The following is a 25,406-nucleotide window of genomic DNA, read 5'->3' on the forward strand; positions in this document are numbered from 1 at the left end:
TGCCCCGTGCGACTGTCGCGTTTTTTGTTGTGCCTGCCCTCGCCTCAGCCCGCCGTCACCGCAGGCCCGAACCCATGCCCCTCCCCCGCCTGCTCGCACGGCACCCGCTCCACCTGCACGGTCGAATGGTGAATGTCGAACGTCTCGGCCAGCAGCGCACGCAGCTGCAGCATCAGCGGCGCCAGGTCGACCACGTCGGGCGTGCACACCACGTGCACGCTCAGGCTCACCTTGCCGCTGGACAGTGCCCACACATGCAGGTCGTGCAGGCCGGCCACGCCCGGCTGCGCCTGCAGCGCGCGCTCGACCTCGGGCAGGTCGATCTCGTCGGGCACGCCTTCGAGCAGCACGTTGAGGCTCTCGCGCAAGAGGCGCCAGGTGCGCGGCAGCACCCACAGGCCGATGGCGACGGCGATCACCGAGTCGACCCAGGCCCAGCCGGTGAAACGGATGACGAGCGCGCCCACGATCACGCCGACGGAGCCCAGCATGTCGGCCCACACTTCGAGGTAGGCGCCCTTCACGTTGAGGCTCTCGTCCTTGCCGCTGGCCAGCAGGCGCATACCGATGAGGTTGACCACCAGGCCGCCGATGGCCACGAGCAGCATCATGGTCGACTGGATCTCGGCCGGCTGCGAGATGCGCCGGTACGCCTCGTAGAGCACGTAGATCGCCACGAAGAACAGCAGCACCGCATTGACCACGGCCGCCAGGATCTCGAAGCGGTAGTAGCCGAAGGTGCGGCGCTTGTCCGCCGGCCGCTTGCCCAGCCAGATGGCGGCCAGCGAGATGGCCAGCGCCACGGTGTCGGTGGCCATGTGGGCCGCGTCGGACAGCAGCGCCAGGCTGCCCGACACCAGCCCGCCGATCACCTCGGCGACGAGGTAGGTGGAGGTCAGCGCCAGCGCCCAGCGCAGCGCCTTTTCATTGCCACCTACAGCGTGTGAATGCTCATGGGCCATGGGAACCTTGCAGTGCGGGGTCGAGAGGTGCGCCGTGTTGCTTCTCTGCGTTGGCTTCCTGCACCTCGTCTTCATCGCGCCGGTGCGCGATGCGGTACAGCAGCGGCAACACCAGCAGCGTCAGCGCGGTCGACGACAGGATACCGCCGATGACCACGGTGGCCAGCGGGCGCTGCACTTCGGCGCCCGTGCCGGTGGCGATGGCCATGGGCACGAAGCCCAGCGAGGCCACCAGCGCGGTCATGAGCACGGGGCGCAGCCGCGTGAGCGCACCTTCGCGAATCGCCGCGTCCAGCGGCAGGCCGCCCTCGCGCAGGTTGCGGATGAACGAGATCATCACCAGCCCGTTGAGCACGGCCACGCCCGACAGCGCAATGAAGCCCACGGCCGCCGAGATCGACAGCGGAATGCCCCGCATCCACAGCGCGACGATGCCGCCCGTGAGCGCAAACGGAATGCCGGTGAACACCAGCAGGCCGTCCTTCAGGTTGCCGAACATCGCGAACAACAGCGTGAACACCAGCAGCAGCGACACGGGCACCACCACCTGCAGGCGCTGCGTGGCCGAGGCCAAGTTCTCGTACTGGCCGCCCCACACGGTCCAGTAGCCCGGTGGAATGCGCACGGCGCGCATGGCCTCCTCGGCCTCGGCCACGAAGGAGCCGAGGTCGCGCCCGCGCACGTTGGCGCTCACCACGATGCGGCGCTTGCCGTCTTCGCGGCTGACCTGGTTGGGGCCGGGCGCGAGGTCGAGCGTGGCCACCTCGCCCAGCGGGATGAAGCTGGTGCGCAGGCCTTCGCCGCCCGCGCCTCCCACACCCTTCGGCAGCGCGATCGGCAGGCGGCGGATGGCCTCCAGGTCGGTGCGCAGGGTCTCGGGCAGCCGCACGAGGATGTCGAAGCGGCGGTCGCCGTCGAAGAGCGTGCCGGCCTCGCGACCGCCCACTGCGGTCGAAATGGCGTCCTGCACGTCGCCCACATTGAGGCCGTAGCGCGCGGTCTTCTGGCGGTCGATGTTCACGGTGAGCATGGGCAGGCCGGTGGTCTGCTCCACCTTCACCTCGGCGGCGCCGGGCACCTTGCCCAGCGCAGCCGACACCTGCGCGGCCGTCTGGTTGAGCACGTCCATGTCGTCGCCGAAGATCTTCACGGCCACGTCGCTGCGCACGCCCGAGATCAGCTCGTTGAAGCGCAGCTGGATCGGTTGCGAGAACTCGTAGTTGTTGCCCGGCAGCTTCTCGACTTCTTCCTGTACGGCGGCCAGCAGCTCGGGCCGCGTGCGCTTCGGCTTGGGCCACTCGCTCTCGGGCTTGAGCATGATGTAGCCGTCGGAGATGTTCGGCGGCATCGGGTCGGACGCGATCTCGGCCGTGCCGGTGCGCGCGAACACGCGCTCGATCTCGGGGAACTTGTCTTTCAGCGTGCGCTCGAGCTGCTTTTGCATCTCGACCGACTGCGTGAGGCTGGTGCCCGGAATGCGCAGCGCCTGGATGGCGAAGTCGCCTTCGCTCAGGCTGGGCACGAACTCGGTGCCCAGGCGCGTGGCCAGCAGGCCCGACAGCACCACGGCCACCACGGCCGTGGTGATGACCAGCGGCTTGGCATTCATCGCGCGCGACAGCAGCGGCGCGTAGCCGCGCTTGGCCCACAGCATCAGGCTGTTTTCCTTCTCGCCGACCTTGTTGCCGATGAACAGCGCCACGGCGGCCGGGATGAAGGTGATCGACAAGATCATTGCGCCCAGGAGCGCAATCACCACGGTGAAGGCCATCGGGTGGAACAGCTTGCCCTCGACGCCGGTGAGCGCAAAGATCGGCAGGTACACGATCATGATGATCAGCTGGCCGAACAGCAGCGGCCGGCGCGCCTCCTGCGAGGCCGCGAACACTTCATGGAAACGCTCGCTGCGCGTGAGCGCCCTGCCGTGTTTCTCCTGCGCATGCGCCAGGCGCCGCACGCAGTTCTCCACGATCACCACGGCGCCGTCGATGATGATGCCGAAGTCGAGCGCGCCCAGGCTCATGAGGTTGGCGCTGACCTTCTGGTTCACCATGCCGGTGAAGGTGAAGAGCATCGACAGCGGAATCACCGTCGCGGTGATGATGGCCGCGCGGATGTTGCCCAGAAACAGGAACAGGATCGCCACCACCAGCACCGCGCCCTCGAAGAGGTTCTTCTTCACGGTGGCGATGGCCTTGTCGACCAGCACCGTGCGGTCGTACACCGTCACGGCCTTCACGCCCGCGGGCAGCGTGCGGTTGATCTCCTGCATCTTCTTGTCGACCGCCTGCGAGACGGTGCGGCTGTTCTCGCCGATGAGCATGAACACGGTGCCCAGCACGACCTCGCGGCCGTTGTCGGTGGCGGCGCCGGTGCGCAGCTCCTGGCCGATGCCGACCTCGGCCACGTCGGACACGCGCAGCGGAATGCCGCCGGCGTTGCCCAGAATCACGTTGCCGATGTCTTCCACCGACTTCACCTGCCCCGGCGCGCGAATGAGGTACTGCTCGCCGCGCTTCTCGATGTAGCCCGCGCCCACGTTGGCGTTGTTGCGCTCGAGCGCGGTGACCAGGTCGGTCATCGTGAGGCCGTGCGCCAGCAGCTTCGCGGGGTCGGGTGCGATCTGGAACTCCTTGGCGTAGCCGCCGATGGAGTTGATCTCGGTCACGCCCGGCACGTTGCGCAGCTGCGGCTTGATGATCCAGTCTTGAATCTCCCGCAGGTCGGTGGGCGTGTAGGGCTTGCCGTCGGCCTTCTTCGCGCCCTCTTCCGTCTCGACGGTCCACAGGTAGATCTCGCCCAGGCCGGTCGAGATGGGCCCGATCACCGGCGACACGCCGGGCGGCATGCTCTCGCGCGCCGACTGGATGCGCTCGTTCACGAGCTGGCGCGCAAAGTAGATGTCGGTGCCGTCCTTGAAGATCACCGTCACTTGCGACAAGCCGTAGCGCGACAGCGAGCGCGTCTGCTGCAGGCCCGGCAGGCCGGCCATGACGGTCTCGATGGGGTAGGTCACGCGCTGCTCGGCTTCGAGCGGCGAGTAGCCGGGCGCGGACGTGTTGATCTGCACCTGCACGTTGGTGATGTCGGGCACGGCGTCGATGGGCAGCTTCTGGTAGCTGAAGACGCCGAGCGCCGCCATGCCGAGCACGGCCAGCAGGATCAGCCAGCGCTGCTCGATGGAGAAGCGGATGATGCGTTCGAACATGCGGTCGTCCTCAGTGGGTGTGCGTGGCCGAGCTCTTGCCCTGCTGCGACTTCACGACGAAGCTGCCGCTGGCTGCATAGGCCGCGCCGGGATTCAGGCCGCCCACGATCTCGATGCGCTGGCCGTCGCTGCGGCCGGTCTTCACGTGCTGCGGCACAAAGCCGCCGGGCACGCGCAGGAACACGGTGGGCTGGTCGTCCACCGTCTGCACGGCTTCGGCCGACACGGTGACGGGCGCATCGGCCTCCGACGCCACCAGCTCCACGTTCACGAACAGGCCCGGGCGCCAGGTGCGCTGCGGGTTGGTGAGCGTGACGCGCGCGGTGGCGGTGCGCGTCTGCGCCCCCAGCAGCGAGCCCACGTACGACACGGTGCCGCGCGCGGCCTGCTCGAAGGAACCGGCGCGGATGGTCACGGCCTCGCCGACGCGCACGAGGTTCAGGCTGCTGGCGGGCACGCTGATCTCGGCCCACACGGTCGACAGGTCGGAAATGGTGAACACGTTGACCGCCTCGCCCACCGACTCGCCCAGCGAGATGTGCTTCTCGACGACCATGCCGTCGAAGGGCGCACGCAGTTCGTAGCGGCCCAGCGCCGACGAGCCGGGCGTGGCGCCCAGCGCCAGCAGCTTCTGGTTGGCGTTGGCCACGGCGATCTGCGCCTCCTGCATGGCCTGCTCGGCCTGCAGGAAGTCTTGCTGCGGGGAGATCTTTTCTTCCCACAGCTTCTTCTCGCGGTCGTGCGTGGTGCGTGCCAGCGCCAGCCGGCGCTGCGCGGTCTGCAGCTCGCTGCGCTGCTCCGAGAGCGCAGGGCTGGAGATCACGGCCAGCACCTGGCCGCGCTTGACTTCCTGGCCCAGGTTGGCCGACACGCTGTCGACCACGCCCGCCACGCGCGGCACCACGTGGGCCGTGCGGTCTTCGTTGAACTTGATCTCGCCGGGCAGCTGCAGCGACGTCTTGATGCGCGCCGGGCCGACGCTGTCGATCGCGATGCCGGCGGCCTTGACCTGCTCGTCGGTGAAGGGGATCTTTTCTTCGTCTTCCTTGTGGGCGTTGGCGGCGGCCTTCTGGGGCTCTGCGGTTGCAGGCGCTTCCTTGCCTGCGTCCTTGCTCTCTTCCGCGTGGTGTTCCTTGTCGCCATGGCCTTCGTCATGCGAATGGCCGTGGTCGTCTTCCTTGCCCTTGGCGTGGCTCTTGTCTTCCTCGTGGTGCTCGCCGTCGGCATGGCCGGCGGACTCCGAGTGCCCGCCCGCCTCGGGCTTGGACGGTGCAGTGCGCAGGATGAGCGCGCCGGTGATGAGGCCGGCGAGCAGGACGGCGGCAATGGCGATCCACTGCTTGCGGCCGGAGGACGTGGTGCGGTTGTGTGGTGTGGTCATGGTCGGAATCGGTTCGGTGTTCTTCTTCAGCGCACGTTCGGCGTCGCCTTCGAGGCGATGTCGTCGCCCTCCGTGCCCAGCAGGCGGTCGAGCTCGCCGGCCGCGCGGTGCGCCTCGGCCAGCGCGACGAGGTACTGGTTGCGCACCTGGAACAGCGTGCGCTGCGCGTCGAGCGCTTCGAGAAAGCTGAACTTGCCCAGCTCGAAGCCCTTGGTGGCGGCGCGGTAGGCGGTCTCGGCGCCGGGCAGTGCGTCGCGCTGCAGCGTCTCGGCGGTGGCGCGCGCGGAGCGCAGGCGCTCGCTGGCCTGGGCCACGTCGGCGCCCAGTTGCAGCTCGGCGGCGGCGAGTTCGTCGCGCGCCTTGTCTTCGCGGCTCAGTGCCTCGGCGATGTTGCCGCGGTTGGTGTCGAAGATCGGCAGCGGCACCGACAGGCCCACCACCACCTGGTTGCGCCGGCTGCTGCTCACGGCCTCGCCGCCCTCGCCTTCGGACGCGGGCACGCGCTTGACGCCGAGCGACACGGTCACGTCGGGAATGCGCTTGGCCTGCTCCAGGTCGCTCAGCGCGCGGCGGCGCTCGACCTCGAGCCGGGCCTGGCGCAGCACGGGCGCATCGGGCAGGCGGCGCGCCACCTCGGGCGCGGCGGCCTGCGCGGGCAGCTGGTCGACCGCGCCGTCCACCTGCGTGAAGCGCGGCGCCGGGTTGCCCCACAGCGCGGCCAGCAACTGGCGCGACGCGCGCAGCGTGCCTTCGGCCTGCAGCAGTTCGACGCGGATGCCGGCCTCGGCCACGCGCGCCTTGGTTTCTTCGAGCGGCGACACCTTGCCCGCCGCCACGCGGTTGGCCGCGGCGCGGGTGGCGATCTGCGCGAGCCCCACCGAGTCTTGCGCCAGGCGCAGGCGCTCCTGCGCGGTCAGCACGTCGAAGAAAGCGGTGACGGCCGCGGCACGCAGTTCGGCGCGCCGCGCCGACAGCGCCGACACCGCCTGGTCGCGCGCACGCTCGGCCGCCGTGACGCGCGCGGCGCGCTTGCCGCCCAGCTCCAGGGGCTGGCTCAGCTGCAGCGTGGTCGTTCGGTTGTTGCGGCGCAGGTCTTCCAGCTGCGTGTCCAGCGTGGGGTTGGGCCAGGCGCCGGCCTGCACCACGGCGCCATCGGCGGCGGCCTGCTCATGGCGTGCGGCCGACAAGCCCGGGTTGGCCTGCAGCGCCAGCGCGACGGCGGCGCGCAGGGTCAGCGGGCCTTCGGGCTCCAGCGTGCGGGCGGGTGCCGAAAGGGACGACGAAGGACCGGCCGCCTGCGGGGTCTGCTGTGAAAAGGCCGGGGGTACCGCCAAGGCCAACACGGCCAGCGGCACGAAAAGCGTGCGCATCGAATTCTCCTGGGTTGCGAAACAACGGACGGACGAATTCGGCGAAAAGCGCTCAGCGGATCGGTGGGATCAGAAAAAAGAAAAGGTGCTGTGCTCTCGCCGAATCAGGCGGCGAGCAACCAGTCGGGGCGCACCGGCACTTCGGCGATGTGCGAGGCGAAGCGTTCGGTGGAAGCGGCGCGCAGCGGCTGCGAAGCCACGGGCGCCTGGGCCGGCAGCGCGGCGGCGGTGTCCGCATGCTGGGCCTGCCCGAAGTGGGCAACGATGCAATGGCCGACCGCCGCGTTGGGCTGGCGCGTGCTGTCCTTCTTGGCGCCGTCGCCCGCGTGGGTGCGGTCGGTGCCGCGCGGCTCGTCCTCGTGATGGCCCCAGTGGCCGCTTCCCTTGTCGCCTTCGTGCAGGCAATAGGCTGCCGACACCGCCCAGCTGTACTGGAAAGGCAGGAGAAACAGCAGGAAAATGAGGAGCCAGCGGCGCATTGTTGACAAAAGTATATCGACGGGGCGTGACGCGCCGACCGAGAAAGGCCCTGCAAACCGAGGGCCCGGCCCACTGTATGACAGCGTGTCGGCGCTTTGTCCTTCAATAGGATTACTAAATCGTAACCAGCCTATCGAGAGGCCTTGGGTACGATCCGTACCATGCGAATTCTTGTCATCGAAGACGAACCCAAACTGGGCGACTACCTGAAAAAAGGGCTGGAGGAGAACGGCTACGTCGTCGACATCGCCCGCGATGGCATCGAAGGCCGCTACCTCGCCACCGAGGGCGAGTACGCGCTGGTGCTGCTCGACGTGATGCTGCCCGGCATCGACGGCTTTGCCGTGCTGCAGGCCATTCGGCGCACGAAGAACGTGCCCGTGCTGGTGCTCACCGCGCGCGACAAGGTCGAAGACCGCGTGCAGGGCCTGCAGCAAGGCGCCGACGACTACCTGGTGAAGCCCTTCTCTTTCTCGGAGTTGCTGGCGCGCGTGCAGGCGCTGCTGCGACGCGGCAAGACGCAGGAGCCCACGGTGCTGCGCCTGGCCGACCTGGAACTCGACCTGGTGAGCCGCAAGTGCATGCGCAACCGCACGCGGCTGGACCTCACGGCCAAGGAGTTCACGCTGCTGGTGGTGCTGCTGCGCCGGCGCGGGCAGATCTTGTCGCGCTCCACGCTCGCCGAGCAGGTGTGGGACATGAACTTCGACAGCGACACCAACGTGGTCGAGGTGGCCATTCGCCGCCTGCGCAGCAAGATCGACGATCCCTTCGACGTGAAGCTGCTGCACACGGTGCGCGGCATGGGATACGTACTCGAAGACCGCTCCTGGGCATGAGCCCGAAGCCGCATTCGATCCAGAGCCGGCTCTCGTTCTGGTTCGCTGCACAGACGCTGTTCGGCCTGAGCATCATCTGCCTGGCGATCTACTTCGTCACGGCCTGGAGCTTCGGCGCCAAGCAGCGCGACGCGCTCGATCAGAAGACAGTGCTCGTCGAGCACCTGCTCAAGGAGGCCGAGAAGGGCGGCGACCTCGTCTTTCTGCGGCACAAGCTCGACGACTTCTTCTCGATGCAGGACGACGTGACTCTGTCGATCGCGAACGCGGGCCACGAGCTCTTCCAATCGACACCTCCGCCGCAGGGCCGCTGGCTGCGGCGCGCCATCGTCGTGCCCTGGCAGAACGGCGACTTCCACACCAACCTGTCGGTGCAGGTCGGCGTGAACATCGCACAAGACACCCGGCTGCTTGAACGGCTGGCCTGGACGCTGCTGGGCGCTGTGGTGCTGGGCACGGCACTGGTGTCGCTCACCGGTACATGGCTGGTGCGACGCGGGCTGCGACCGCTGAAGGCGCTGGCCGAGCGCACCGCGGCCATCACGCCCGACCACGTCCACCAGTCCATCGACCCCGGCGCCTTCGCGGAAGAGCTGCGCCCCTGGATCACGCAGTTCAACGCGCTGCTGGCGCGGGTGCAGCGCGCCTATGTGCAGCTGGAGTCGTTCAACGCCGACGTGGCGCACGAGCTGCGCACGCCGCTGGCCAACCTGCTCGGCTCGACCGAGGTGGCGCTCACGCGCCCGCGCAGCAACGAGGAGCTGCAAAGCGTGCTGGCCTCCAACCTCGAGGAGATGGGGCGGCTGTCGGGCATCGTGACCGACATGCTGTTTCTTTCGAAGGCCGACCGCGGCACCTCGGCGCGCTCGAAGGCGCCCGTGAATCTGGCGGACCAGGCGCGCGACGTGATCGACTTCTACGACGCCATGCTCGACGAAGCCGGCCTGCGCGCCGAGGTGCACGGCGAGGCCGTGGCCGAGGCGGACGCGGGGCTGATCCGGCGCGCCCTCTTCAACCTGCTGGGCAATGCGATCCGCTTTGCCGAGCCGGCCTCGACCGTGCGCATCGAGATTGCGGCCGGCCCTGGCGGAGAACACAACACCATCGCCGTGGTCAACCGCGGTGCGCCGATCGATCCCGAGGCATTGCCGCGCCTGTTCGAGCGCTTCTACCGTGCAGCCCAGGCGCGCGAAAGCTCCACGCGCCACCACGGGCTGGGCCTGTCGATCGTCGAGGCGATCGCGCGCATGCACGGCGGCGAGGTGTTCGCGTCGAGCCAGAACGGCGAGACGCGCATCGGCTTCAGCGTGCGCCGCAACGGCTGAAGTGCGGGCTCAGGACTCGGCGTGTGCCGTCTCGGCGGGCCGGGCCTTGCGGCCGATGCACAGCGTCATCAGCGGCCCGGTCATCGCGGTGGTCGCGAGCGCCATCACCAGCAGCATGGTGAACAGCTCGGGGCCGATCAGGCCGACATCGAGGCCGATCTTCATGACGATGAGTTCCATCAGCCCGCGCGCGTTCATGAGCGAGCCGGTGGCCAGACTGTCGCGCCAGCTGTAGCCGGCGATGCGCGCGCCCGCCGCGCCGCCCGCGATCTTGCCCACGGTGGCCACGCCCACGATCAGCAGCATCGCGCCCAGGCTCGCACCCGAGAACGCGTTGGCCGTGGTGCCCAGCCCCGCGAGCGCGAAGAACAGCGGCATCAGCACGACGATGGAAATGGGTTCGATGCGCTCGCTCAGCGAGCGCAGAAGGCGGTCGTCGCGCGGCAAGCAGGCGCCGAACAGGAAGGCACCGAACACCGCGTGCAGGTGCAGCCATTCGGTGAGCAGCGCACACAGCAAGAGGCCGATCATGAGCGAGGCCATCAGCGTGGTCGACGGCTCGCCGTCGGGCGCCTTCACGCGCAGCAGCCACGCAAAGGCCGGCTTCAGGCCGAAGAACAGGAAGGCCAGCAGCACCACCACGCCGACCGAGGTCTTGAGCAGGCCGGCATAGCCCTCGCCCGCGCCGATGGTCGCGACCACGAAGGCCAGCAGGATCCACGCGAACACATCGACCACCGCCGCCGCGCTCAGCGAGAGCTGGCCGAAGGGCGTGCGCGTCATGCCGCGGTCTTTCAGGATGCGCGCCATCACCGGAAACGCCGTGATCGACAGCGCCGCCGCCATGAACAGCGCAAAGGGCCAGAAGCCCACGCCGGCCGGCGCGAGCGTGGGATGCAACATCGGCGAGATCGCGATGCCCAGCACCACCGGCACCGCCACGCTCAGCACGCCCACCGCCCCGGCCGCCTTGAGCTGCGCGCGCATGTTGCGCGTGGCCCGCAGCTCCAGCCCGACCACGAACATGAACAACACGAGCCCCACCGTCGCCAGCGACGACAGCCCCTGCAGCGACTCCTTGGCAAACAGCTGCACGTGCAGCGACGGAAAGAGCAGCCCCATGACCGCCGGCCCGAGCATCAGCCCCGCCGCCATCTCCCCCACCACGCTCGGCTGCCCCACATGGCGCAGCACCCAGCCGCACAGGCGCGCGGTGGTGAGGATGACGACGAGTTGCAGCAGGAGGGTGGTGACGGACATGGGCGGGGAAGTCGTGAAGACGGAAAAGTCGCCCGATGTTAGTGAGTTCTGCGCGCCGCTGATGCCGGCGACCGACCACCTTGCGCTAACCTGCGTCGCGGCTGTGCGCCGACTTCCCTTTCATCACCTCTCACGCCTTCGGGAGAACCATGCGAACCTTTGTCGAACTCATCATCAGCTGGGGCCCCATGCTGCTGCTCATCGGTGTCTGGATTTTCTTCATGCGCCGCAGCGGCGGCCTGAAACAAGGCCAGTACATCGAAGAGGTGCGCCACTATCTGTCGGATCACATCGTCGAAACGCGGCGCATGAACGCCAACCTCGAACGCATCGCCGCCGCGCTCGAGGCCCGCCAGGCCCTGCCTGACACGTCCTCAAGCAACGGGACGTAGCGCGCTCACTTTTCGGTCCGCATCAACCGCAACCCGTTCGCCACCACCAACAAGCTCGCCCCCATGTCGGCGAACACCGCCATCCACATGGTCGCGCTGCCGAACACCGCGAGCACGAAGAACACGCCCTTGATGCCGAGCGCGAGGGTGATGTTCTGCCACAGCACGGCATGCGAGCGGCGCGACAGGCGGATGGTCTCGGGGATGCGGCGCAGGTCGTCGTTCATGATGACCACGTCGGCCGCCTCCATCGCGGTGTCGGTGCCGGCGCCGCCCATGGCGAAGCCGATGTCGGCCTTGGCCAGTGCCGGGGCGTCGTTGATGCCGTCGCCGGTCATCGCGACGGCGCCGTAGCGTTGCTGCATCGCCTGGATGGCATCGAGCTTTTCTTCAGGCAGCAGGTTGCCGCGCACGTCGTCGATGCCGGCGTGCGCGCCGATGGTCTTCGCGGTGGCGGTGTTGTCGCCGGTGAGCATGACGGGCGTCACGCCCAGCGCGCGCAGCTCGGCCACGGCGGCTTGCGATGAAGGCTTGATGGTGTCGGCCACTGCGAACAGCGCCAGCACCGAGGTGGTCGATGCGAGCAGCGTCACGGTGCGGCCGGCTTCCTCGTGCCGCTTCAGCTCTGCTTCGAGTTCCGGCGAGCACAGGCCGCGCTCTTCGATCAGCCGGTGGTTGCCCAGCACGTAGCTCTGGCCCGCGTGCGTGGCCTGCACGCCGCGGCCGGGCAGCGCGGTGAAGTCACCGACTTCTTCGACCGCCCCACCCAGGCCCTGGGCGATGGCCTTCGACACCGGGTGGTCGGAACGGCCGGCGATGTTGGCGGCCAGCGCGTACACCGCGCCTTCATCGCCCGCCGCCTTGTCGATCAGCACCGACTCGACCAGCTTGGGCTTGCCTTCGGTGATGGTGCCGGTCTTGTCGAGCGCCACGGCCTTGAGCTTGCGTGCCTCTTCGAGGTACGTGCCGCCCTTGATCAGGATGCCGCGCCGCGCGGCCGAGGCCAGTGCGCTCACGACCGTCACGGGCGTGGAGATGACCAGCGCGCACGGGCAGGCGATGACCAGCAGCACCAGCGCCTTGTAGATGGCCTGCACCCAGGTCCAGTCCAGCAGCCACGGGGTGAGCACCGCGATGCCCAGCGCCAGCACGAAGACGGTCGGCGTGTAGATGGCGGCGAACTTGTCGACGAAGCGCTGCGTGGGCGCGCGCGAACCCTGGGCCTCTTCGACCGCGTGGATGATGCGCGCGAGCGTGGTGTTGGCGGCCACGGCCGTCACGCGGAACACCAGCGCGCCGGTCTGGTTGATGGTGCCGGCAAACACCGCATCGCCCGCGGCCTTGTCGACCGGGATGCTCTCGCCCGTGACCGGCGCCTGGTCGATGGCACTGGTGCCTTCGAGCACCACGCCGTCCAGCGGCACGCGCTCGCCGGGGCGGATGCGCGCGACGGCATCGAGCGCCACCGCATCGGCGCGCACGGTCTGCCAGCTGCCGTCGGGCTGCCGCACCTCGGCCTGTTCGGGCGCGAGCGCGAGCAGGCTCTGGATGGCGTTGCGCGCGCGGTCGACGGCGCGGGCTTCGATGAGTTCGGCGATGGCGTACAGCGCCATCACCATCGCGGCCTCGGGCCACTGGCCGATGATGAAGGCGCCCGTGACGGCGACGGCCATCAGCGCATTGATGTTGAGGCGCCCGCGCACCAGCGCGGCGAAGCCCTTCTTGTATGTGTCCAGGCCGGCCAGCGCGATGGCCGCGAGCGCGAGCCCCATCTCGGCAGCCATGAAGCCCACGCCGTCGAGCGCCAGGAAGGACACGGTCTCGGCCGCGATGGCCAGCACCAGCGCGGCCACGAGGCGCGCCAGGCCGGTCGACATGCCGGCGAAGCGCGCGGGCTCCGCCTTCTGTGCACCCGTGGTGGCCACCGGCTCGGGCTTGAAGCCGGCCTGGCGGATGGCGTCGAGCGCAGCGGGCAGCGCGCCGTCTTCGGTCGTGAGGGCCAGCGTGCGTTCGCTCAGGCGAAAGCGCAGGGCCTTCACGCCCGCGACGGGCTCGAGGGCGCGGCGGATCTCGGACTCTTCGACCGCGCAGTCCATGGTGGGGATGCGAAACAGGACCGCGCCCTTCGGCAGGTCGACCGGCTCGGCCGATGCCGGGGTGCTGCCGCATACGGGGCTGCCGCAGCAGGCCGTTGCCGGCGCGGCGGGGGCGTGATCGTGCGAATGGTCGTGCCCGTGGTCATGTCCATGGCTGTGCCCGTGGTCGTGAGCGTGGTCATGCGGCGCTGCACGCGGCACCGGCTGATTCAGGGTGTTCTGATTCGTCATGCCTTCATTGGAAACCCTGAAGCAGGTGTAGAGTCAACCGTTGATTGCCACTTCCTTGAGATGCCGCATCATGAAAATCGGTGACCTGGCCAAGGCCACGAACACGCCGGTCGAAACCATCCGGTACTACGAGCGCGAGCAGCTGCTGCCCGCGCCCGCGCGCACCGACGGCAACTACCGCATCTACGACGACGAGCACACGCAGCGCCTGGGCTTCATCCGCCGCTGCCGCTCGCTGGACATGACGCTCGACGAGATCCGCAGCCTGCTGAAATTCCGCGATGCGCCGCAGGAGGACTGCGGCGAAGTGAACCAGCTGCTGGACGACCACATCGGCCACGTGGCCTCGCGCATCGCCGAGCTGAAGACGCTCGAAAAGCAGTTGAAGGCGCTGCGCCTGCAGTGCGGCGGCCCCGAATCGGCGAGCGCCTGCGGCATCCTGCAGGAGCTGGACACCGCCGCACTCTCGCCCGAGACCTTCGGCCAGCACGCGGGGCACGTGCACGGCACGCTGCACGGCGCCTCCGCCAAGCGCTCCTGACGTCGGGCCCGGCGCCACGCCGGGCGATGCGGGGGCGTGCTTCGCCGCCGTTGATCGAACTTCAATGGTTCATGTGAAGGCTGTGTGGCCGGGCTCCGCGCCAATGCACACGCGTGTCCGCACTGACACGCATCTCCTCGGGCAGGGCCTGACGCGCCCGCCGGCATCGCGAATGTTCGCGAAGGCGGTGCGGCCGACCCCGGCAGACAATTCCGCCGACCCGGCGCATCCGCCCTGCGACCCTGGCGCCGCGAGCCGGACAGACCTACAACGGAGACACCATGCCGATCGACTTCACCCTCACCCCCGCGCAGCGCGAGTTGCAACTCTCGGCTCGCCGTTTCGCGCGCAGCGTACTGACCGAGGTCGCACCGGCCACGCGCCACCTGCCCACGCCGCTGGCGCGCTTCGTCGCCACGCGGCCGTTCTACGCACAGCTGGTGAAGGCCGGTTTTCTGCGGCGCATCATCCCGATGCCGTTCGGCGGCGAAGGCACGGGTATGCTGGACATGGCCGTGGTGGCCGAGGAGTTCTATCGCGTCGACCCCAACGTGTCGCTCACGATGTTCGCCACGCTGCTGGGCCTGCTGCCCGTGACGATCGGCGGCTCGCCCGAGCAGCAGAAGGCCTTTCTCGGGCCGTTCCTGGAAGGCTCCGGCGCGCCCTTGGCCGCCCTGTGCAACAGCGAGCCCGGCGGCAGCGCCAACTTCGATGCCGCAGCGCCCGGCGAAGGCACGCGCACGCGCGCCCGGCTCGAGGGCGGGCAGTGGGTCATCGACGGCACCAAGCAGTGGATTTCGAGCGCGACCGGATGGGACGAGCAAGGCGCCGACCTGCTGTGCGTGGTGTGCCGCACCGATGCCGACGCGCCGCCCGACAGCGGGCTGTCGGTGCTGGTCGTGCCGCGGCCCGAGGGCGGCATCGTGGTCGAGCGCTATCACGATTCGATGGGCCACCGCGCGCACCTCACGCCCCGCTTTCGCCTCGAGGGCGTGCGCACCGCGCAGGCCAACGTGCTGGGACCGGTGGGCAGCGGCAAGGGCCTGGTGGCCGCCAGCTTCTCGGCGACGGCGGCGCTGGTCGGCGTGTTCGGCACGGCCCTGATGCAGGGGGCGTTCGATTTCTCCTTGCACTTCGCCAAGACCCAATGCCGCGGCGGCGCCCTGCCGATCATCGAGCACCAGGCCGTGGGGTATGCGCTGGCCGATGCCAAGACCGCCATCGAGGCCTCGCGCTACCTCAACTGGCGCGCGTGCCACGCACTGGACACGCAATCGCCCGCGGCGCTGGAGCTGGCGCTGCAGGCCAAGATCTACGGCTCCGAAACCGCGGTGCGCGTGATCACCGACCTGATGCGCGTGGTGGGCATCGACAGCTACGACCACGACCTGCCGCTCGCCGGCATGCTCCAGGACGCCCTGGTGCTCCCGCTGTTCGACGGCGGCAACATGGGCGTGCGCCGTCGCCAGCTGCACGAGCTGCTGCGCTCGCCGGACTACGACCCGCTGACGGCCAGCGGTGCGGCGTGACGGCCGCAGGGCCGATGCTCCCCCGCGCCTTCGCCTGAACGGCGGCAGCGTCGCGGGTCCACTCCGGCGTGCCATCGGACGCAGGCCCCTTCCGTCCGGGGACGCCCGGCCGTAGCATTCGACTTCCGCACTGCAGCCCGGCCCCATGCTCGAAGACCACGACATCCTTGTGCTTCAACGCCAGCTCCGGCGGCGCCTGTTCGAAGGCGAGCGGGCGATCACCTGGCGACCGGGCCGCGAGCTGGCCGCGCAGCTGCTGCTGTACCTGGACGACCCGCAGGCCTGCTGGCGCATCTCGGTGCAATGGCTGCGCGACACGCTCGACGCCGACCGCGTCGACGCCGGCTTCGGCGGCTATGTCGACGCCAGCGGCCGCCTGCATGACTACGTGGTCGCGGCCGAGGTGCAGCGCCCGTCGCAACCGCTGCCTGCGGTGATCGGCCTGCGCTTCAGCGCCGCCAACCCGGGCATCCGCGCGGTCTGGCGCGGCAGCGGCATCGCGCCCATCATCGACGTGTCGCAGGAGCGCAGCTTCACGCAGGAGTTGCGCGCCACGCTGATGCAGGCCGGCACGGCCTCGAAGCTGGCGGTTCCCGTGCACGACGAAGACCGGCCGGTGGGCATGATCTGCGCCGACTGGCACCACAGGGCCCCGCGCTGGAAGCACGCCGTGTGCGACGAATTGCCAGGCCTGGCCCGCACCGCGCTGGGCCCGCTGCTGAGCGCCGCCCACCGGTTCGCGCAGGCGCAGAGCGAACGGGCGGGCGCCGCGGACAGTTCGGCGAACCTCGCGGCGCTGACGCCGGCGGAGCTGAAGGTGGCGAAGCTGGCGGCCGGCGGCCTGAGCTACAAGGAAATCGCGCGCCAGCTGGACCGATCGCTCTCCACAATCGACCACCAGCTGCGCAGCATCCGCGAGAAGCTCGGCACGCGCTCGACGGCGCGCCTGGTGCACATGCTCAGCGAACTGAACACGTCGGCAACGGGCCGCTCAACACCGCTTCAATGAGTGAGGCGTGGTGGGAATGAGCACCGCTGAACGCCCAGGCGGCGTCAGCGGTGTCGGCAACCTCAGCGACGTGAGGGTTCCACTTCAAGGGTCAAGGTCACGGCCACCGGCAGGTTGCCCGGCAGGTTGCGCACCCCGCACACCGACCGCGCATGGCCCGCGCGCGTGTCGAACAGGCTGGCCAGCAGCTCGGAGGCGGCGTCGAGCACCTGCGGGTGCTGGGTGAACGACTGCACGCAGGCGACATGGCCTTCGAGCCGCACGATCTGCCGCACCCGTTGAAAACCGCCCAGGTGCAGGCGCACCTGGGCCAGCGCATTGAGCACCGCCAGCCGGGCCGCCTGGCGGCCTTCTTCCAGCGTCAGTTCGGCGCCGAGCAGCCCGCGCGGCAGCGGATGCCCCGCGACCACGGGCCCCTGCATGGAGACATGCAGCAGGCCGGCCGCCTCGATCGCCGCGCGGTAGGCCCCGAGCGGCGGCGGCGGTTCGGGCAGTGCGAGGCCCAGGGCCTGCAGCCGCCGCAGCACCTCGTCGTCCCCGGTCGCAAGTGACGCGTCCATGGCCATGGTGCGCGCCTCTTCAGGTCGACCAGGGCTGCAGCACGATGCTGCCCCGCGCCTCGTTGGCCGCGATGCGCCGGTGCGCTTCGCCAGCCTGCGAGAGCGGCAGCACGCTGTCGATCTGCGGACGAATCTGGCCCAGCCGAATCGCGTCGAGCCAGGCGGCGAAGTCTTCGATGTCGCCCACCAGCGTGCCGCGCAGTTGCTGCTGGGCGAAGAAGAAACTGCGGATGTCGAAGTGCACGTCGGTGCCCGCCATGAACCCCATCGCCACCACGATGCCCATGGGCTTCACGGCCGCGAGGGTCTTCGACAGCACATCGCCGCCGAGGTTGTCGATCGCGACATCGACCCCCTGCCCGCCGCTCCAGGCGCGCACGGGCTCGACGAAATCCTGCGTCCCGGTGTCGATCGCCAGCTCGGCGCCCAGGCGCAGGGCCAGTTCGGCGGAGGCCGCGTTCTGCACCGTGGTGACGACGCGCGCCCCCAGCGCGCGGGCCACCTGGATGCTCATCATGCCGGTGCTCGACGCGCCGGCATGCACCAGCACCCGGTCGCCGGCCTTGACCTCGCCGACGACCTGCACCGCGCGGATCGCGATCAGCAGCGAGACCGGCAGCGCGGCCATCTGCTCGGCGGGCAGGCCGGTGGTGTCGCGCAGCAGCCAGTGCTCGGGCACCACGATGTACTGGGCATAGGTGCCCGGCATGTGGATGCCGGGAATCGCATAGCTGGCCGCGGCCGTGACCGGGCGGGTGTTCCACTGCGCCGGGTCGGTCGGGTAGCCGGGCATGGCGATCACGCGCTCGCCCACCGCGAAGCGCGAAGCGCCAGCGCCCAGTGCGGCGACCTCACCCACCGCATCCGAACCCAGGATGTGCGGGAACGGCAGGACCGGGGCGATCTGCCCCAGACGCACATAGTGATCCAGTCGGTTGACGCCGACGGCCAGCACCTTGACCAGGACTTCGCCCGGGCCCGGCACCGGCGTGGCGACCTCTTCGAGTTGAATCTGATCGGGGTCGCCGAAGGATCGGATGACGGCTGCTTTCATAAAAATCTGCTCCTGTCGTGTGGCGGGCACCATGCCTCGCAACGAAAGGGGAATGGTAGATTTCAAGTCACCAATCTGGAAGTAGTGACGTAAAAGTTCGATAGGGATAAAAAAGTGACCATGAAGAACCGGATGAACCGTGCGGGCCGCGTCCCGCGCGTCGCGGCGCCACCCGGCGACACGCCGCTGGTCCTGCGCGAGGACTGTGCGCAGCGGCGCATCCACTACGTCCTGAACGGCAAGTGGACCTCGATGGTGCTGTACGCCCTCAGCCACGGCGCGATGCGCACGGGGCAACTGGAGCGCGCCCTGCCGGGCATCTCCAAGAAGATGCTGACCCTGACCCTGCGCGAGGTGGAGGCAGGCGGCCTGGTCCACCGCGAGGTGTTCCAGGTCGTGCCGCCGCGCGTGGAGTACGCATTGACGCCGCTGGGCGAGGTCTTCGTCGAGCCCTTGCGCGCGCTCTATGGCTGGGCGCTGGACCACGGCGATGCGCTGGACCAGCTGGAAGACAACTTGCGGCGAGACAGGACCTCGCCCGCCTGAACGGCGACCGCGCCCCTGCGCCCCTCCTCTACTTGCCGATCAGCTGCGTCAGCTTGTCGGCCTCGAACGACTCGCCGCGCGCCGCGTCGCCCGGCACGCAGTCCTTCGTGCCCGGCTGCGCCGACAGCTTCTCGATGGCCTGCCACAACAGCGCGATCTGGTGCTCCTGGCTCGAGGCGTTGTCGATCAGGCCGCGCATGGCCTGGCTCAGCGGGTCGTCGTCCTGCGTGATGCCGTAGGCCGAGAACTTCTGCGGCGCGGCCACGTCGGCGCTCTCGCCCTCTTTCGAGGGGATGATGCGCGCCGGAATGCCCACCGCGGTCGCCCCCGCCGGCACCGGCTTGATGACCACCGCGTTGGAGCCGATCTTGGCACCGTCGCCGACGACGAAGCCGCCCAGCACCTTGGCGCCCGCGCTCACCACCACGTTCTTGCCCAGCGTCGGGTGGCGCTTGGTGCCCTTGTAGAGCGAGGTGCCGCCCAGCGTCACGCCCTGGTAAATGGTGCAGCCGTCGCCGATCTCGGCGGTTTCGCCGACCACCACGCCCATGGCGTGGTCGAAGAACACGCGCTCGCCGATCTTGGCGGCCGGGTGGATCTCGATGCCCGTGAACGCGCGCGCGCAGTGCGCGATGAAGCGGGCCGGCCACTTGAAACCGTGGGTCCAACAGGCGTGCGCCCAGCGGTGCAGCACCACGGCATGGAAGCCGGGGTAGACCGTGATCACTTCCCAGGCGCTGCGGGCGGCCGGGTCGCGTTCGAGGATGCACCGGATGTCGGCGCGCAGTCGAGAGAACATCGCTGCCTTTGTTGTCGTTATATCGATAGGGGCCGGGCAGTCTAAAGCCGGGCGTCTTCGCTTACGCGCGATGGGGTTTTGTGACAGTTCAGCTGCCGCGCGGCCCGCGGGTGGCGTCACTCATGGCCTTGGCGATGCCGCGCAGGATGTGGATTTCTTCCGGCGTGGGCTGCGCGCGATTGAACAGCTGCTGCAACCGCGGCATGAGCTTCTTGGGCGCCGCCGGGTCGAGAAAGCCGATGTCCACCAGCGAGCGCTCCCAGTGATCGAGCATGCCGGCCACGGCCTGCGCGTCGGCCGCCTGCACCGGGGCGATGGCCTCGCGCACACCGTAGCCGCCCAGCGCCAGGCGCCATTCGTAGGCCACCACCTGGATCGCCGCGCCCAGGTTCAGCGAGCCGAACTTCGGGTCGGTCGGGATGCTCAGGGCCACGTTGCAGCGGTAGACGTCCTCGTTGCGCATGCCGAAGCGCTCGGAGCCGAACAGGAAGGCCACGTGCTGGTCGCCCTGCGTGGCCAGCGGCTCCAGGTGTTCGCGCGGCGTGCGCGTGGGCGGGCCGAAGTCGCGCGGGATCATGGCCGTGGCGCACAGGTGGGTCACGCCGTCGAGGGCTTCATCGAGCGTTTCGACGATGCGGGCGTTGTTCAGCACGTCCAGGGCGCCGCTGGCGCGCTGGATGGTTTCCTCGCGCCGCAGCACGTTGGCCCAGCGGGGCGTCACCAGCACCAGGTCGTCGAAACCCATGGTCTTCATGGCGCGGGCGGCAGCGCCCACATTGCCGGCGTGGCTGGTCTGGATGAGGATGAAACGGGTGCGCATGACGGGTGGGGAAGACACAAACGGGCTGAGCCGGTAAAATGCCCGATTCTCGCCGCCCGCATCGCCGGACCGCAGGGTCGCCCAGATTGCATTCTTGGGGACCTCTCCCACCCGTTCTTCTCACAATCCAGAATGTCGTCCCCCAACCTGCATCCCATGCTCAATGTGGCCGTCAAGGCCGCACGCGCCGCCGGCGCCATCATCAATCGCGCTGCCCTCGACGTCGAGGCCGTGCGCATCTCCCAGAAGCAGGTCAACGACTTCGTCACCGAAGTCGATCACGCCAGCGAGAAGGTCATCATCGAGACCTTGCTGGGCGCATACCCGGGGCACGGCATCCTGGCCGAAGAATCGGGCACCGAATACGGCGCCAAAGACTCCGAATTCGTCTGGATCATCGATCCGCTCGACGGCACCACCAACTTCATCCACGGCTTCCCGGTCTACTGCGTGTCGATCGCGCTGTCGGTGCGCGGCAAGATCGAGCAGGCGGTGGTGTACGACCCCTCGCGCAACGACCTGTTCACGGCCACCAAGGGCCGCGGCGCCTACATGAACGAGCGCCGCATCCGCGTGTCCAAGCGCGTGAAGCTCAGCGAGTGCCTCATTTCGACCGGCTTCCCGTTCCGCACCGGCGACAACTTCAAGCAGTACCTGGCCATCATGGCGGACATGATGCCCCGCATGGCCGGCCTGCGCCGCCCTGGCGCCGCCGCGCTCGACCTGGCCTACGTGGCCGCGGGCTTCACCGACGGCTTCTTCGAGACCGGCCTGAACCCCTGGGACGTGGCCGCCGGCTCGCTGCTGGTGACCGAGGCCGGTGGCCTCATCGGCAACTTCACCGGCGAGCCCGAGTTCCTCGACCAGCGCGAATGCCTGGCCGGCGCCCCGCGCGTGTACGGCCAGCTGGTGCCGCTGCTCGCCAAGTACTCCAAGTTCGCCAACGTGGACGACAAGCTGCGCGCCAGCGACCGCGTGCGCGCCGTGTCGGCCTCGACCCGCTCGACCCCCGACGACGCCTCGGTCGACCTGTACGCCCGCAGCACCGTGACCGACCAGACGGCCGCCCCGCTCGACGGCAGCGTTGAGGCCCCGGCAGCGGCTGCTCCCGCCGCGCCGGCCGCCCCGCGCAAGCTCACCCGCATCAAGCGCGAGGCGCCCGCCGAGGGCGACGCCTCCGCCAAGTGATGACGGGGCCGGGCGCCGCCGCGCGGGTTCGTGCGGCGTTGCGCATTGCGCTGAGCCACTACGTCGCGAGCGGGCTCACCGTCGCGCTCGGCCTGCTCGTGATCTCGGGCGGGGTGCACCTGTGGCTGGGCACCCTGGCCGCCTCGGCCGCCGCCACCGGCGTGATCGTCACGGCGCCGCCCGACCTGCCCGGCCCGCGCCGCGGCAAGTTCCTGCAGATGCTGCCGGCGCCGCTCATCGGCCTGCCGCTGTTCTTCGCGGTGCAGATGCTGCACGGCGCACCGATCCGCCTCGGGCTGCTGCTGGTGCCCGCCACCTTCATGGCCTTCGTGGCCATGGCCTGGGGCAAGCGTGGCATTCCCATCGCCATCGCGGTGATGTTCTCGATGATCTTCTCCATGGCCACGCCAGCCCCCGCCGGGCTGTCCGACGCCATCGCACGCACCACCGAGTTCGGCCTGGGTGCCGGCCTGTACGTGGTGTGGGCCACGCTGGCCAACCTGCTGCTCAACGGGCGCTTTCGCACCCAGTCGATCGCCGACGTGCTGTTTTCGCTGGCTGCGCTCATGCGCACCGAGGCCAGCCAGTTCACGCCGCAGGACGAAACCCGCGACATCCGCGACACCCCCGCCTCGCTGCTGGGCCAGCTGCTGCGCGAGCAGGCCGCGCTGGCCGACCAGCTGCAGGCCACGCGCGACATCGTGCTCGAGTCGCCACGCACGCCGCGCCGCCAGCGCCTGGCCGGCATGCTCATCATCGTGCTCGAGATGCGCGACCAGCTGCTCGCCAGCGAACTCGACCTGGACGTCCTGCGCGCCCATCCGTCGCACGCGCAGGCGCTGGTCGAGATGCGCCGCATCCTCGAAGAGCTGGCCGACGAAACGACCGGCCTGGCCGACGCGCTGCTCATGCGCCGCCACCCCGCCGCCGTGGCCGACCGCCGGCCGCGCCTGGCCGCGATCCACGTGACGGCGGACGACGAAGACACGCACGGCCAGATGGGCCCGTCGGCCGCCATGCTCGCGCGCGGGCTGGCCAGCCGCATCGGCCACATCAACGACGAGGTGCTGCGCCTGGCGGCCATGGCGCGCGGCGACGCCGAGCCCAACCTGGCCGTGGTGCGCGCCAACTGGCAGCTCTTCGTGAGCCCGACCGACTGGTCGCTGCGCCCCTTCCTCGCGCTGTGGCGCTGGGACGCGCCGCCGCTGCGCCACGCCATTCGCGCCGCGCTGGCCATCGCAGCCGGCTACGGCATCGCTGTGTCGATGCCCTGGGGGTCGCACGACTACTGGATCCTGCTGACCATCGTGGTGGTGCTGCGCGGCAGCCTCTCGCAGACGCTGGAGCGGCGCAACAGCCGCGTCGCCGGCACGCTGCTGGGTTGCGTGCTCGCGGTGGGCCTGCTGTCGGCACACCCCTCGGCGCTGATGCTGCTGGTGACCGTGACCATCGCGCAGGCCATTGCCCACAGCTTCGCGGTGCGACGCTACCTCGTCACCGCCGTGGCCGCCACCGTGCTGGGCCTGCTGCAGGCCCACATGCTGAACACCGGCACCGCGCCCATCTTTGCGCTGTTCGAGCGCATCGCCGACACGCTCATCGGCGCCGCGCTGGCCTGGGGCTTCTGCTACGTGCTGCCCTCGTGGGAGCGCACGCAGATCCCGGCGCTGGTGGCGCGCGTGCTCACCGCGCAGGCGCGCCATGCGCGGCTCGCGCTCGGCCTGGGCCAGCTGCAGGCCATCCAGAGCAGCCCCGAGCTCGAATGGCGGCTCGCGCGCCGCGAGGCCTACGACAGCCTCTCGGCGCTCGTGCAGGCCACGCAGCGTTCGCTCTCCGAACCGCGCGCGGTGCAGCCGCCGCTCGAACCGCTGGAGCATCTGCAGGCCCACAGCTACCAGCTGCTCGCGCAGCTCAGCGCCGTGAAGTCGATGCTCGTGCTGCGGCGCGACCGCCTCACGCCGGGCGACATCGAAGGCCCGCTGGTGCGCACCGCGCAACGCATCGAGGCCGCCCTGGGAACCATTCCGATCGCAGGGCCCTCTCACCCCGAGAGCACGGGGGCCACCACCGTCGGCGGCCCCATTCCACTGCCTGACCCGTTCGACAACGACATCAGCCCCTGGCTGGTGCGCCGGCTCGACCTGGCCACGGCGCTCGCCACGCAGCTGCGCGACGACGCAGCGCGCATTCTTCAACCACTGAACGACACCACCCCAGAAGCAAAGACCACCCCCGCCTGATGACCCAAGAGCTCCTCGCACACCCCTGGTTCGGCACCTGGATTGCCGCCCTGATCGCCGCGCCCCTCGCCCTTCTCGCCCACCGCATCGGGGGCATGGTCCTCAGGCGGATCACCCGCCCGGCGCCCGCCGTGCATGCGATGGTGCTCAACTGCACCGCCCCCGCGCGGCTGGTGCTGCCGCTGGCGGCGCTCATGATGGTGTGGCAGGCAGCGCCGGACGACCTGCGCTTCATCGGCAGCGTGCGGCATCTCACGGGGCTGCTGCTCATCGCGGCCAGCACCTGGTTCGTGCTCAAGGCCATCAGCGGCTTTGCCGACGGCGTGCTCGCGCAGCACCCTTCGGACATCTCCGACAACCTGCAGGCGCGCCGCGTGCTCACGCAGACCCGCGTGCTCGCGCGCACCGCCATGTCGGTCGTCGTCGTGGCCGGCGGCGCCATGATGCTCATGACCTTCCCGGGCGCGCGCCAGGTCGGCGCCAGCCTGCTGGCCTCGGCCGGCGTGATCGGCATCGTGGCGGGTCTGGCGGCCAAGCCCGTCTTCAGCAACCTCATCGCCGGCCTGCAGATCGCGCTGTCGCAGCCGATCCGCATCGACGACGTGCTCGTGGTCGAGGGCGAATGGGGCCGGGTCGAGGAAATCACCGGCACCTTCGTGGTCGTGCGCATCTGGGACGACCGGCGCCTGATCCTGCCGCTCACCTACTTCATCGAGAAGCCGTTCCAGAACTGGACCCGCCACTCGGCCGAACTGCTCGGCTCGGTTTTCTTCTACCTGGACTACGGCACGCCGCTGGCACCGCTGCGCGCCGAGGTCGAGCGCCTCGTGAAGGCCGCGCCCGAATGGGACGGCCGCTTCTTCAACCTGCGCGTGACCGACGCCACCGAACGCACCATGCAGGTCCGCGTGCTCTGCACCGCCGCCACCTCCGGCCTGGCCTTCGACCTGCGCTGCTACGTGCGCGAAGGCGTCATCGACTTCATGCAGCGCGAGTACCCGCAGTTCCTGCCGAAGATGCGCTTCGAGGGCAACGATCCGGCGATGGGGCAGCCGGCGGTGATGCACGGCGCGACGGCGGGCTGAAGCTCCCGCCGCCGTCTTCTTTCTTCTCCCCTACCGCGCAGGCGCCGCCGCCGGCAGCACCATCGGCGCGCCCAGCCGCGAGGCGCGCTCCCAGCCCGGTTGCGACTGCGCGCGCTCCAGCTCGGCCACCACCTCCGCGCGCGTGCGGGGTTGCGTGGCCTTCACTGGGATCGGGGCGCCCCAGCGCAGCACGCCGGCCCACTCGGGGCTTTGCTGCGCGGCGCGCAGTTCGGCCACCACCTGGGCGTCGGTCTTGCCCGGGCCGGCGTTTTCGGGGTGCTCCTTGATGCCGGCTTCGGTCGCCGCGAAATGCGCGGGCCCCTCGACGTGCTGCTGGCTGGTTTGTGCGCCAGCCACCAGCGGGAGCGCTGCGGCGGTCATCGCCGCCAGCGCAAAGGCCATCTTCCTGTTCGTCATGTGTCATCTCCTTCGTTGAACGCCGAAGAGGACCACCCGCTTCGGCGATGGCGGTTTTGCTTCGCCATGCCCAC

Annotated in this window: 22 protein-coding genes; 10 read left to right on the forward strand and 12 right to left on the reverse strand. The window is 69.5% G+C overall.

What is annotated here, in order from left to right; genetic code table 11:
- Positions 1 to 44: 44 nt before the first annotated feature.
- From AC07OH_RS12790 to AC07OH_RS12810, 5 genes are all read right to left on the reverse strand, one after another.
- A complete protein-coding gene (locus AC07OH_RS12790) occupies positions 45 to 962 on the reverse strand; it encodes a cation diffusion facilitator family transporter (RefSeq protein ID WP_495300900.1) in 918 nt (305 codons plus the stop codon).
- A complete protein-coding gene (locus AC07OH_RS12795; protein ID WP_495300901.1) occupies positions 952 to 4,170 on the reverse strand; it encodes a CusA/CzcA family heavy metal efflux RND transporter in 3,219 nt (1,072 codons plus the stop codon). The genes AC07OH_RS12790 and AC07OH_RS12795 overlap by 11 nt, the downstream gene beginning before the upstream one ends.
- Positions 4,171 to 4,180: 10 nt before the next feature.
- On the reverse strand, positions 4,181 to 5,551 hold the full coding sequence (locus AC07OH_RS12800; RefSeq protein WP_495300902.1) for an efflux RND transporter periplasmic adaptor subunit: 1,371 nt from the start codon (positions 5,549 to 5,551) through the stop codon (positions 4,181 to 4,183).
- A 26-nt stretch (positions 5,552 to 5,577) separates the two neighbouring features.
- A complete protein-coding gene (locus AC07OH_RS12805; RefSeq protein ID WP_495300903.1) occupies positions 5,578 to 6,921 on the reverse strand; it encodes a TolC family protein in 1,344 nt (447 codons plus the stop codon).
- A 104-nt stretch (positions 6,922 to 7,025) separates the two neighbouring features.
- Positions 7,026 to 7,400, reverse strand: coding sequence for a hypothetical protein (locus AC07OH_RS12810; RefSeq protein ID WP_159276051.1), 375 nt, complete (start codon positions 7,398 to 7,400; stop codon positions 7,026 to 7,028).
- Positions 7,401 to 7,562: 162 nt separating this feature from the next.
- Between AC07OH_RS12810 and AC07OH_RS12815 the strand changes: the two genes are divergently transcribed.
- A complete protein-coding gene (locus AC07OH_RS12815) occupies positions 7,563 to 8,240 on the forward strand; it encodes a heavy metal response regulator transcription factor (RefSeq protein WP_489058799.1) in 678 nt (225 codons plus the stop codon).
- On the forward strand, positions 8,237 to 9,565 hold the full coding sequence (locus AC07OH_RS12820; RefSeq protein ID WP_495300904.1) for a heavy metal sensor histidine kinase: 1,329 nt from the start codon (positions 8,237 to 8,239) through the stop codon (positions 9,563 to 9,565). The genes AC07OH_RS12815 and AC07OH_RS12820 overlap by 4 nt, the downstream gene beginning before the upstream one ends.
- A 9-nt stretch (positions 9,566 to 9,574) precedes the next feature.
- Here the strand turns inward: AC07OH_RS12820 and AC07OH_RS12825 are convergent, their stop codons facing one another.
- On the reverse strand, positions 9,575 to 10,825 hold the full coding sequence (locus AC07OH_RS12825; RefSeq protein ID WP_492682845.1) for a cation:proton antiporter: 1,251 nt from the start codon (positions 10,823 to 10,825) through the stop codon (positions 9,575 to 9,577).
- 149 nt (positions 10,826 to 10,974) lie between these two features.
- Between AC07OH_RS12825 and AC07OH_RS12830 the strand changes: the two genes are divergently transcribed.
- A complete protein-coding gene (locus tag AC07OH_RS12830; protein WP_492682897.1) occupies positions 10,975 to 11,217 on the forward strand; it encodes a hypothetical protein in 243 nt (80 codons plus the stop codon).
- 5 nt (positions 11,218 to 11,222) lie between these two features.
- Here AC07OH_RS12830 and AC07OH_RS12835 read toward each other — a convergent pair whose 3' ends face one another.
- Positions 11,223 to 13,544 carry a heavy metal translocating P-type ATPase gene (locus AC07OH_RS12835; RefSeq protein WP_495300905.1) on the reverse strand — a complete coding sequence of 774 codons (2,322 nt, stop codon included), beginning with the start codon at positions 13,542 to 13,544 and terminating at the stop codon, positions 11,223 to 11,225.
- A gap of 70 nt (positions 13,545 to 13,614) precedes the next feature.
- Here AC07OH_RS12835 and cadR point away from each other — a divergent pair, with 70 nt between their 5' ends.
- From cadR to AC07OH_RS12850, 3 genes are all read left to right on the forward strand, one after another.
- Positions 13,615 to 14,085: a Cd(II)/Pb(II)-responsive transcriptional regulator gene (cadR, locus tag AC07OH_RS12840; RefSeq protein ID WP_489058803.1), complete on the forward strand. Its 471-nt coding sequence runs from the start codon at positions 13,615 to 13,617 to the stop codon at positions 14,083 to 14,085.
- A gap of 281 nt (positions 14,086 to 14,366) precedes the next feature.
- Complete coding sequence (locus AC07OH_RS12845) at positions 14,367 to 15,614, forward strand: acyl-CoA dehydrogenase family protein (protein ID WP_495260271.1); 1,248 nt, start codon at positions 14,367 to 14,369, stop codon at positions 15,612 to 15,614.
- 145 nt (positions 15,615 to 15,759) lie between these two features.
- Complete coding sequence (locus tag AC07OH_RS12850) at positions 15,760 to 16,623, forward strand: LuxR C-terminal-related transcriptional regulator (RefSeq protein WP_495300906.1); 864 nt, start codon at positions 15,760 to 15,762, stop codon at positions 16,621 to 16,623.
- Positions 16,624 to 16,685: 62 nt separating this feature from the next.
- Here AC07OH_RS12850 and AC07OH_RS12855 read toward each other — a convergent pair whose 3' ends face one another.
- Together AC07OH_RS12855 and AC07OH_RS12860 are read right to left on the reverse strand one after the other, a co-directional pair.
- Complete coding sequence (locus AC07OH_RS12855; RefSeq protein WP_495300907.1) at positions 16,686 to 17,183, reverse strand: RidA family protein; 498 nt, start codon at positions 17,181 to 17,183, stop codon at positions 16,686 to 16,688.
- Between the two features lie 19 nt (positions 17,184 to 17,202).
- Positions 17,203 to 18,237 (reverse strand): quinone oxidoreductase family protein, encoded by a 1,035-nt coding sequence (locus tag AC07OH_RS12860; protein ID WP_495300908.1) that lies wholly within the window; start codon positions 18,235 to 18,237, stop codon positions 17,203 to 17,205.
- Between the two features lie 120 nt (positions 18,238 to 18,357).
- Here AC07OH_RS12860 and AC07OH_RS12865 point away from each other — a divergent pair, with 120 nt between their 5' ends.
- Positions 18,358 to 18,783: a winged helix-turn-helix transcriptional regulator gene (locus tag AC07OH_RS12865; protein WP_495300978.1), complete on the forward strand. Its 426-nt coding sequence runs from the start codon at positions 18,358 to 18,360 to the stop codon at positions 18,781 to 18,783.
- 28 nt (positions 18,784 to 18,811) lie between these two features.
- On the opposite strand, the gene cysE is transcribed toward AC07OH_RS12865, so the two are convergent.
- Together cysE and AC07OH_RS12875 are read right to left on the reverse strand one after the other, a co-directional pair.
- Positions 18,812 to 19,603, reverse strand: a complete 792-nt coding sequence (gene cysE / locus AC07OH_RS12870) for a serine O-acetyltransferase (RefSeq protein WP_223301446.1) — start codon at positions 19,601 to 19,603, stop codon at positions 18,812 to 18,814.
- Between the two features lie 67 nt (positions 19,604 to 19,670).
- Positions 19,671 to 20,402, reverse strand: a complete 732-nt coding sequence (locus AC07OH_RS12875; RefSeq protein WP_070063162.1) for an RNA methyltransferase — start codon at positions 20,400 to 20,402, stop codon at positions 19,671 to 19,673.
- Positions 20,403 to 20,534: 132 nt separating this feature from the next.
- On the opposite strand from AC07OH_RS12875, the gene AC07OH_RS12880 reads away from it, so the two are divergent.
- The 3 genes from AC07OH_RS12880 to AC07OH_RS12890 are packed head-to-tail and all read left to right on the forward strand — an operon-like array spanning position 20,535 to position 24,915.
- On the forward strand, positions 20,535 to 21,590 hold the full coding sequence (locus AC07OH_RS12880; protein WP_495300909.1) for an inositol monophosphatase family protein: 1,056 nt from the start codon (positions 20,535 to 20,537) through the stop codon (positions 21,588 to 21,590).
- A complete protein-coding gene (locus tag AC07OH_RS12885) occupies positions 21,590 to 23,830 on the forward strand; it encodes an FUSC family protein (protein ID WP_495300910.1) in 2,241 nt (746 codons plus the stop codon). Before AC07OH_RS12880 ends, AC07OH_RS12885 begins: the two co-directional genes overlap by 1 nt.
- Positions 23,830 to 24,915 carry a mechanosensitive ion channel family protein gene (locus AC07OH_RS12890; RefSeq protein ID WP_390342632.1) on the forward strand — a complete coding sequence of 362 codons (1,086 nt, stop codon included), beginning with the start codon at positions 23,830 to 23,832 and terminating at the stop codon, positions 24,913 to 24,915. The genes AC07OH_RS12885 and AC07OH_RS12890 overlap by 1 nt, the downstream gene beginning before the upstream one ends.
- Before the next feature lie 30 nt (positions 24,916 to 24,945).
- On the opposite strand, the gene AC07OH_RS12895 is transcribed toward AC07OH_RS12890, so the two are convergent.
- Positions 24,946 to 25,332: a DUF4148 domain-containing protein gene (locus AC07OH_RS12895; protein ID WP_495300911.1), complete on the reverse strand. Its 387-nt coding sequence runs from the start codon at positions 25,330 to 25,332 to the stop codon at positions 24,946 to 24,948.
- Between the last annotated feature and the right edge of the window lie 74 nt (positions 25,333 to 25,406).

This window comes from Variovorax sp. GW821-FHT10C12, assembly GCF_059415405.1.

Bases quoted from the DNA above. Each gene is read 5' to 3' on its own strand.
- AC07OH_RS12790 (WP_495300900.1), bottom strand. From the start codon at position 962: ATGGCCCATGAGCATTCACACGCTGTAGGTGGCAATGAAAAGGCGCTG.
- AC07OH_RS12795 (WP_495300901.1), bottom strand. From the start codon at position 4,170: ATGTTCGAACGCATCATCCGCTTCTCCATCGAGCAGCGCTGGCTGATC.
- AC07OH_RS12800 (WP_495300902.1), bottom strand. From the start codon at position 5,551: ATGACCACACCACACAACCGCACCACGTCCTCCGGCCGCAAGCAGTGG.
- AC07OH_RS12805 (WP_495300903.1), bottom strand. From the start codon at position 6,921: ATGCGCACGCTTTTCGTGCCGCTGGCCGTGTTGGCCTTGGCGGTACCC.
- AC07OH_RS12810 (WP_159276051.1), bottom strand. From the start codon at position 7,400: ATGCGCCGCTGGCTCCTCATTTTCCTGCTGTTTCTCCTGCCTTTCCAG.
- AC07OH_RS12815 (WP_489058799.1), top strand. From the start codon at position 7,563: ATGCGAATTCTTGTCATCGAAGACGAACCCAAACTGGGCGACTACCTG.
- AC07OH_RS12820 (WP_495300904.1), top strand. From the start codon at position 8,237: ATGAGCCCGAAGCCGCATTCGATCCAGAGCCGGCTCTCGTTCTGGTTC.
- AC07OH_RS12825 (WP_492682845.1), bottom strand. From the start codon at position 10,825: ATGTCCGTCACCACCCTCCTGCTGCAACTCGTCGTCATCCTCACCACC.
- AC07OH_RS12830 (WP_492682897.1), top strand. From the start codon at position 10,975: ATGCGAACCTTTGTCGAACTCATCATCAGCTGGGGCCCCATGCTGCTG.
- AC07OH_RS12835 (WP_495300905.1), bottom strand. From the start codon at position 13,544: ATGACGAATCAGAACACCCTGAATCAGCCGGTGCCGCGTGCAGCGCCG.
- cadR (WP_489058803.1), top strand. From the start codon at position 13,615: ATGAAAATCGGTGACCTGGCCAAGGCCACGAACACGCCGGTCGAAACC.
- AC07OH_RS12845 (WP_495260271.1), top strand. From the start codon at position 14,367: ATGCCGATCGACTTCACCCTCACCCCCGCGCAGCGCGAGTTGCAACTC.
- AC07OH_RS12850 (WP_495300906.1), top strand. From the start codon at position 15,760: ATGCTCGAAGACCACGACATCCTTGTGCTTCAACGCCAGCTCCGGCGG.
- AC07OH_RS12855 (WP_495300907.1), bottom strand. From the start codon at position 17,183: ATGGACGCGTCACTTGCGACCGGGGACGACGAGGTGCTGCGGCGGCTG.
- AC07OH_RS12860 (WP_495300908.1), bottom strand. From the start codon at position 18,237: ATGAAAGCAGCCGTCATCCGATCCTTCGGCGACCCCGATCAGATTCAA.
- AC07OH_RS12865 (WP_495300978.1), top strand. From the start codon at position 18,358: ATGAAGAACCGGATGAACCGTGCGGGCCGCGTCCCGCGCGTCGCGGCG.
- AC07OH_RS12875 (WP_070063162.1), bottom strand. From the start codon at position 20,402: ATGCGCACCCGTTTCATCCTCATCCAGACCAGCCACGCCGGCAATGTG.
- AC07OH_RS12880 (WP_495300909.1), top strand. From the start codon at position 20,535: ATGTCGTCCCCCAACCTGCATCCCATGCTCAATGTGGCCGTCAAGGCC.
- AC07OH_RS12885 (WP_495300910.1), top strand. From the start codon at position 21,590: ATGACGGGGCCGGGCGCCGCCGCGCGGGTTCGTGCGGCGTTGCGCATT.
- AC07OH_RS12890 (WP_390342632.1), top strand. From the start codon at position 23,830: ATGACCCAAGAGCTCCTCGCACACCCCTGGTTCGGCACCTGGATTGCC.
- AC07OH_RS12895 (WP_495300911.1), bottom strand. From the start codon at position 25,332: ATGACGAACAGGAAGATGGCCTTTGCGCTGGCGGCGATGACCGCCGCA.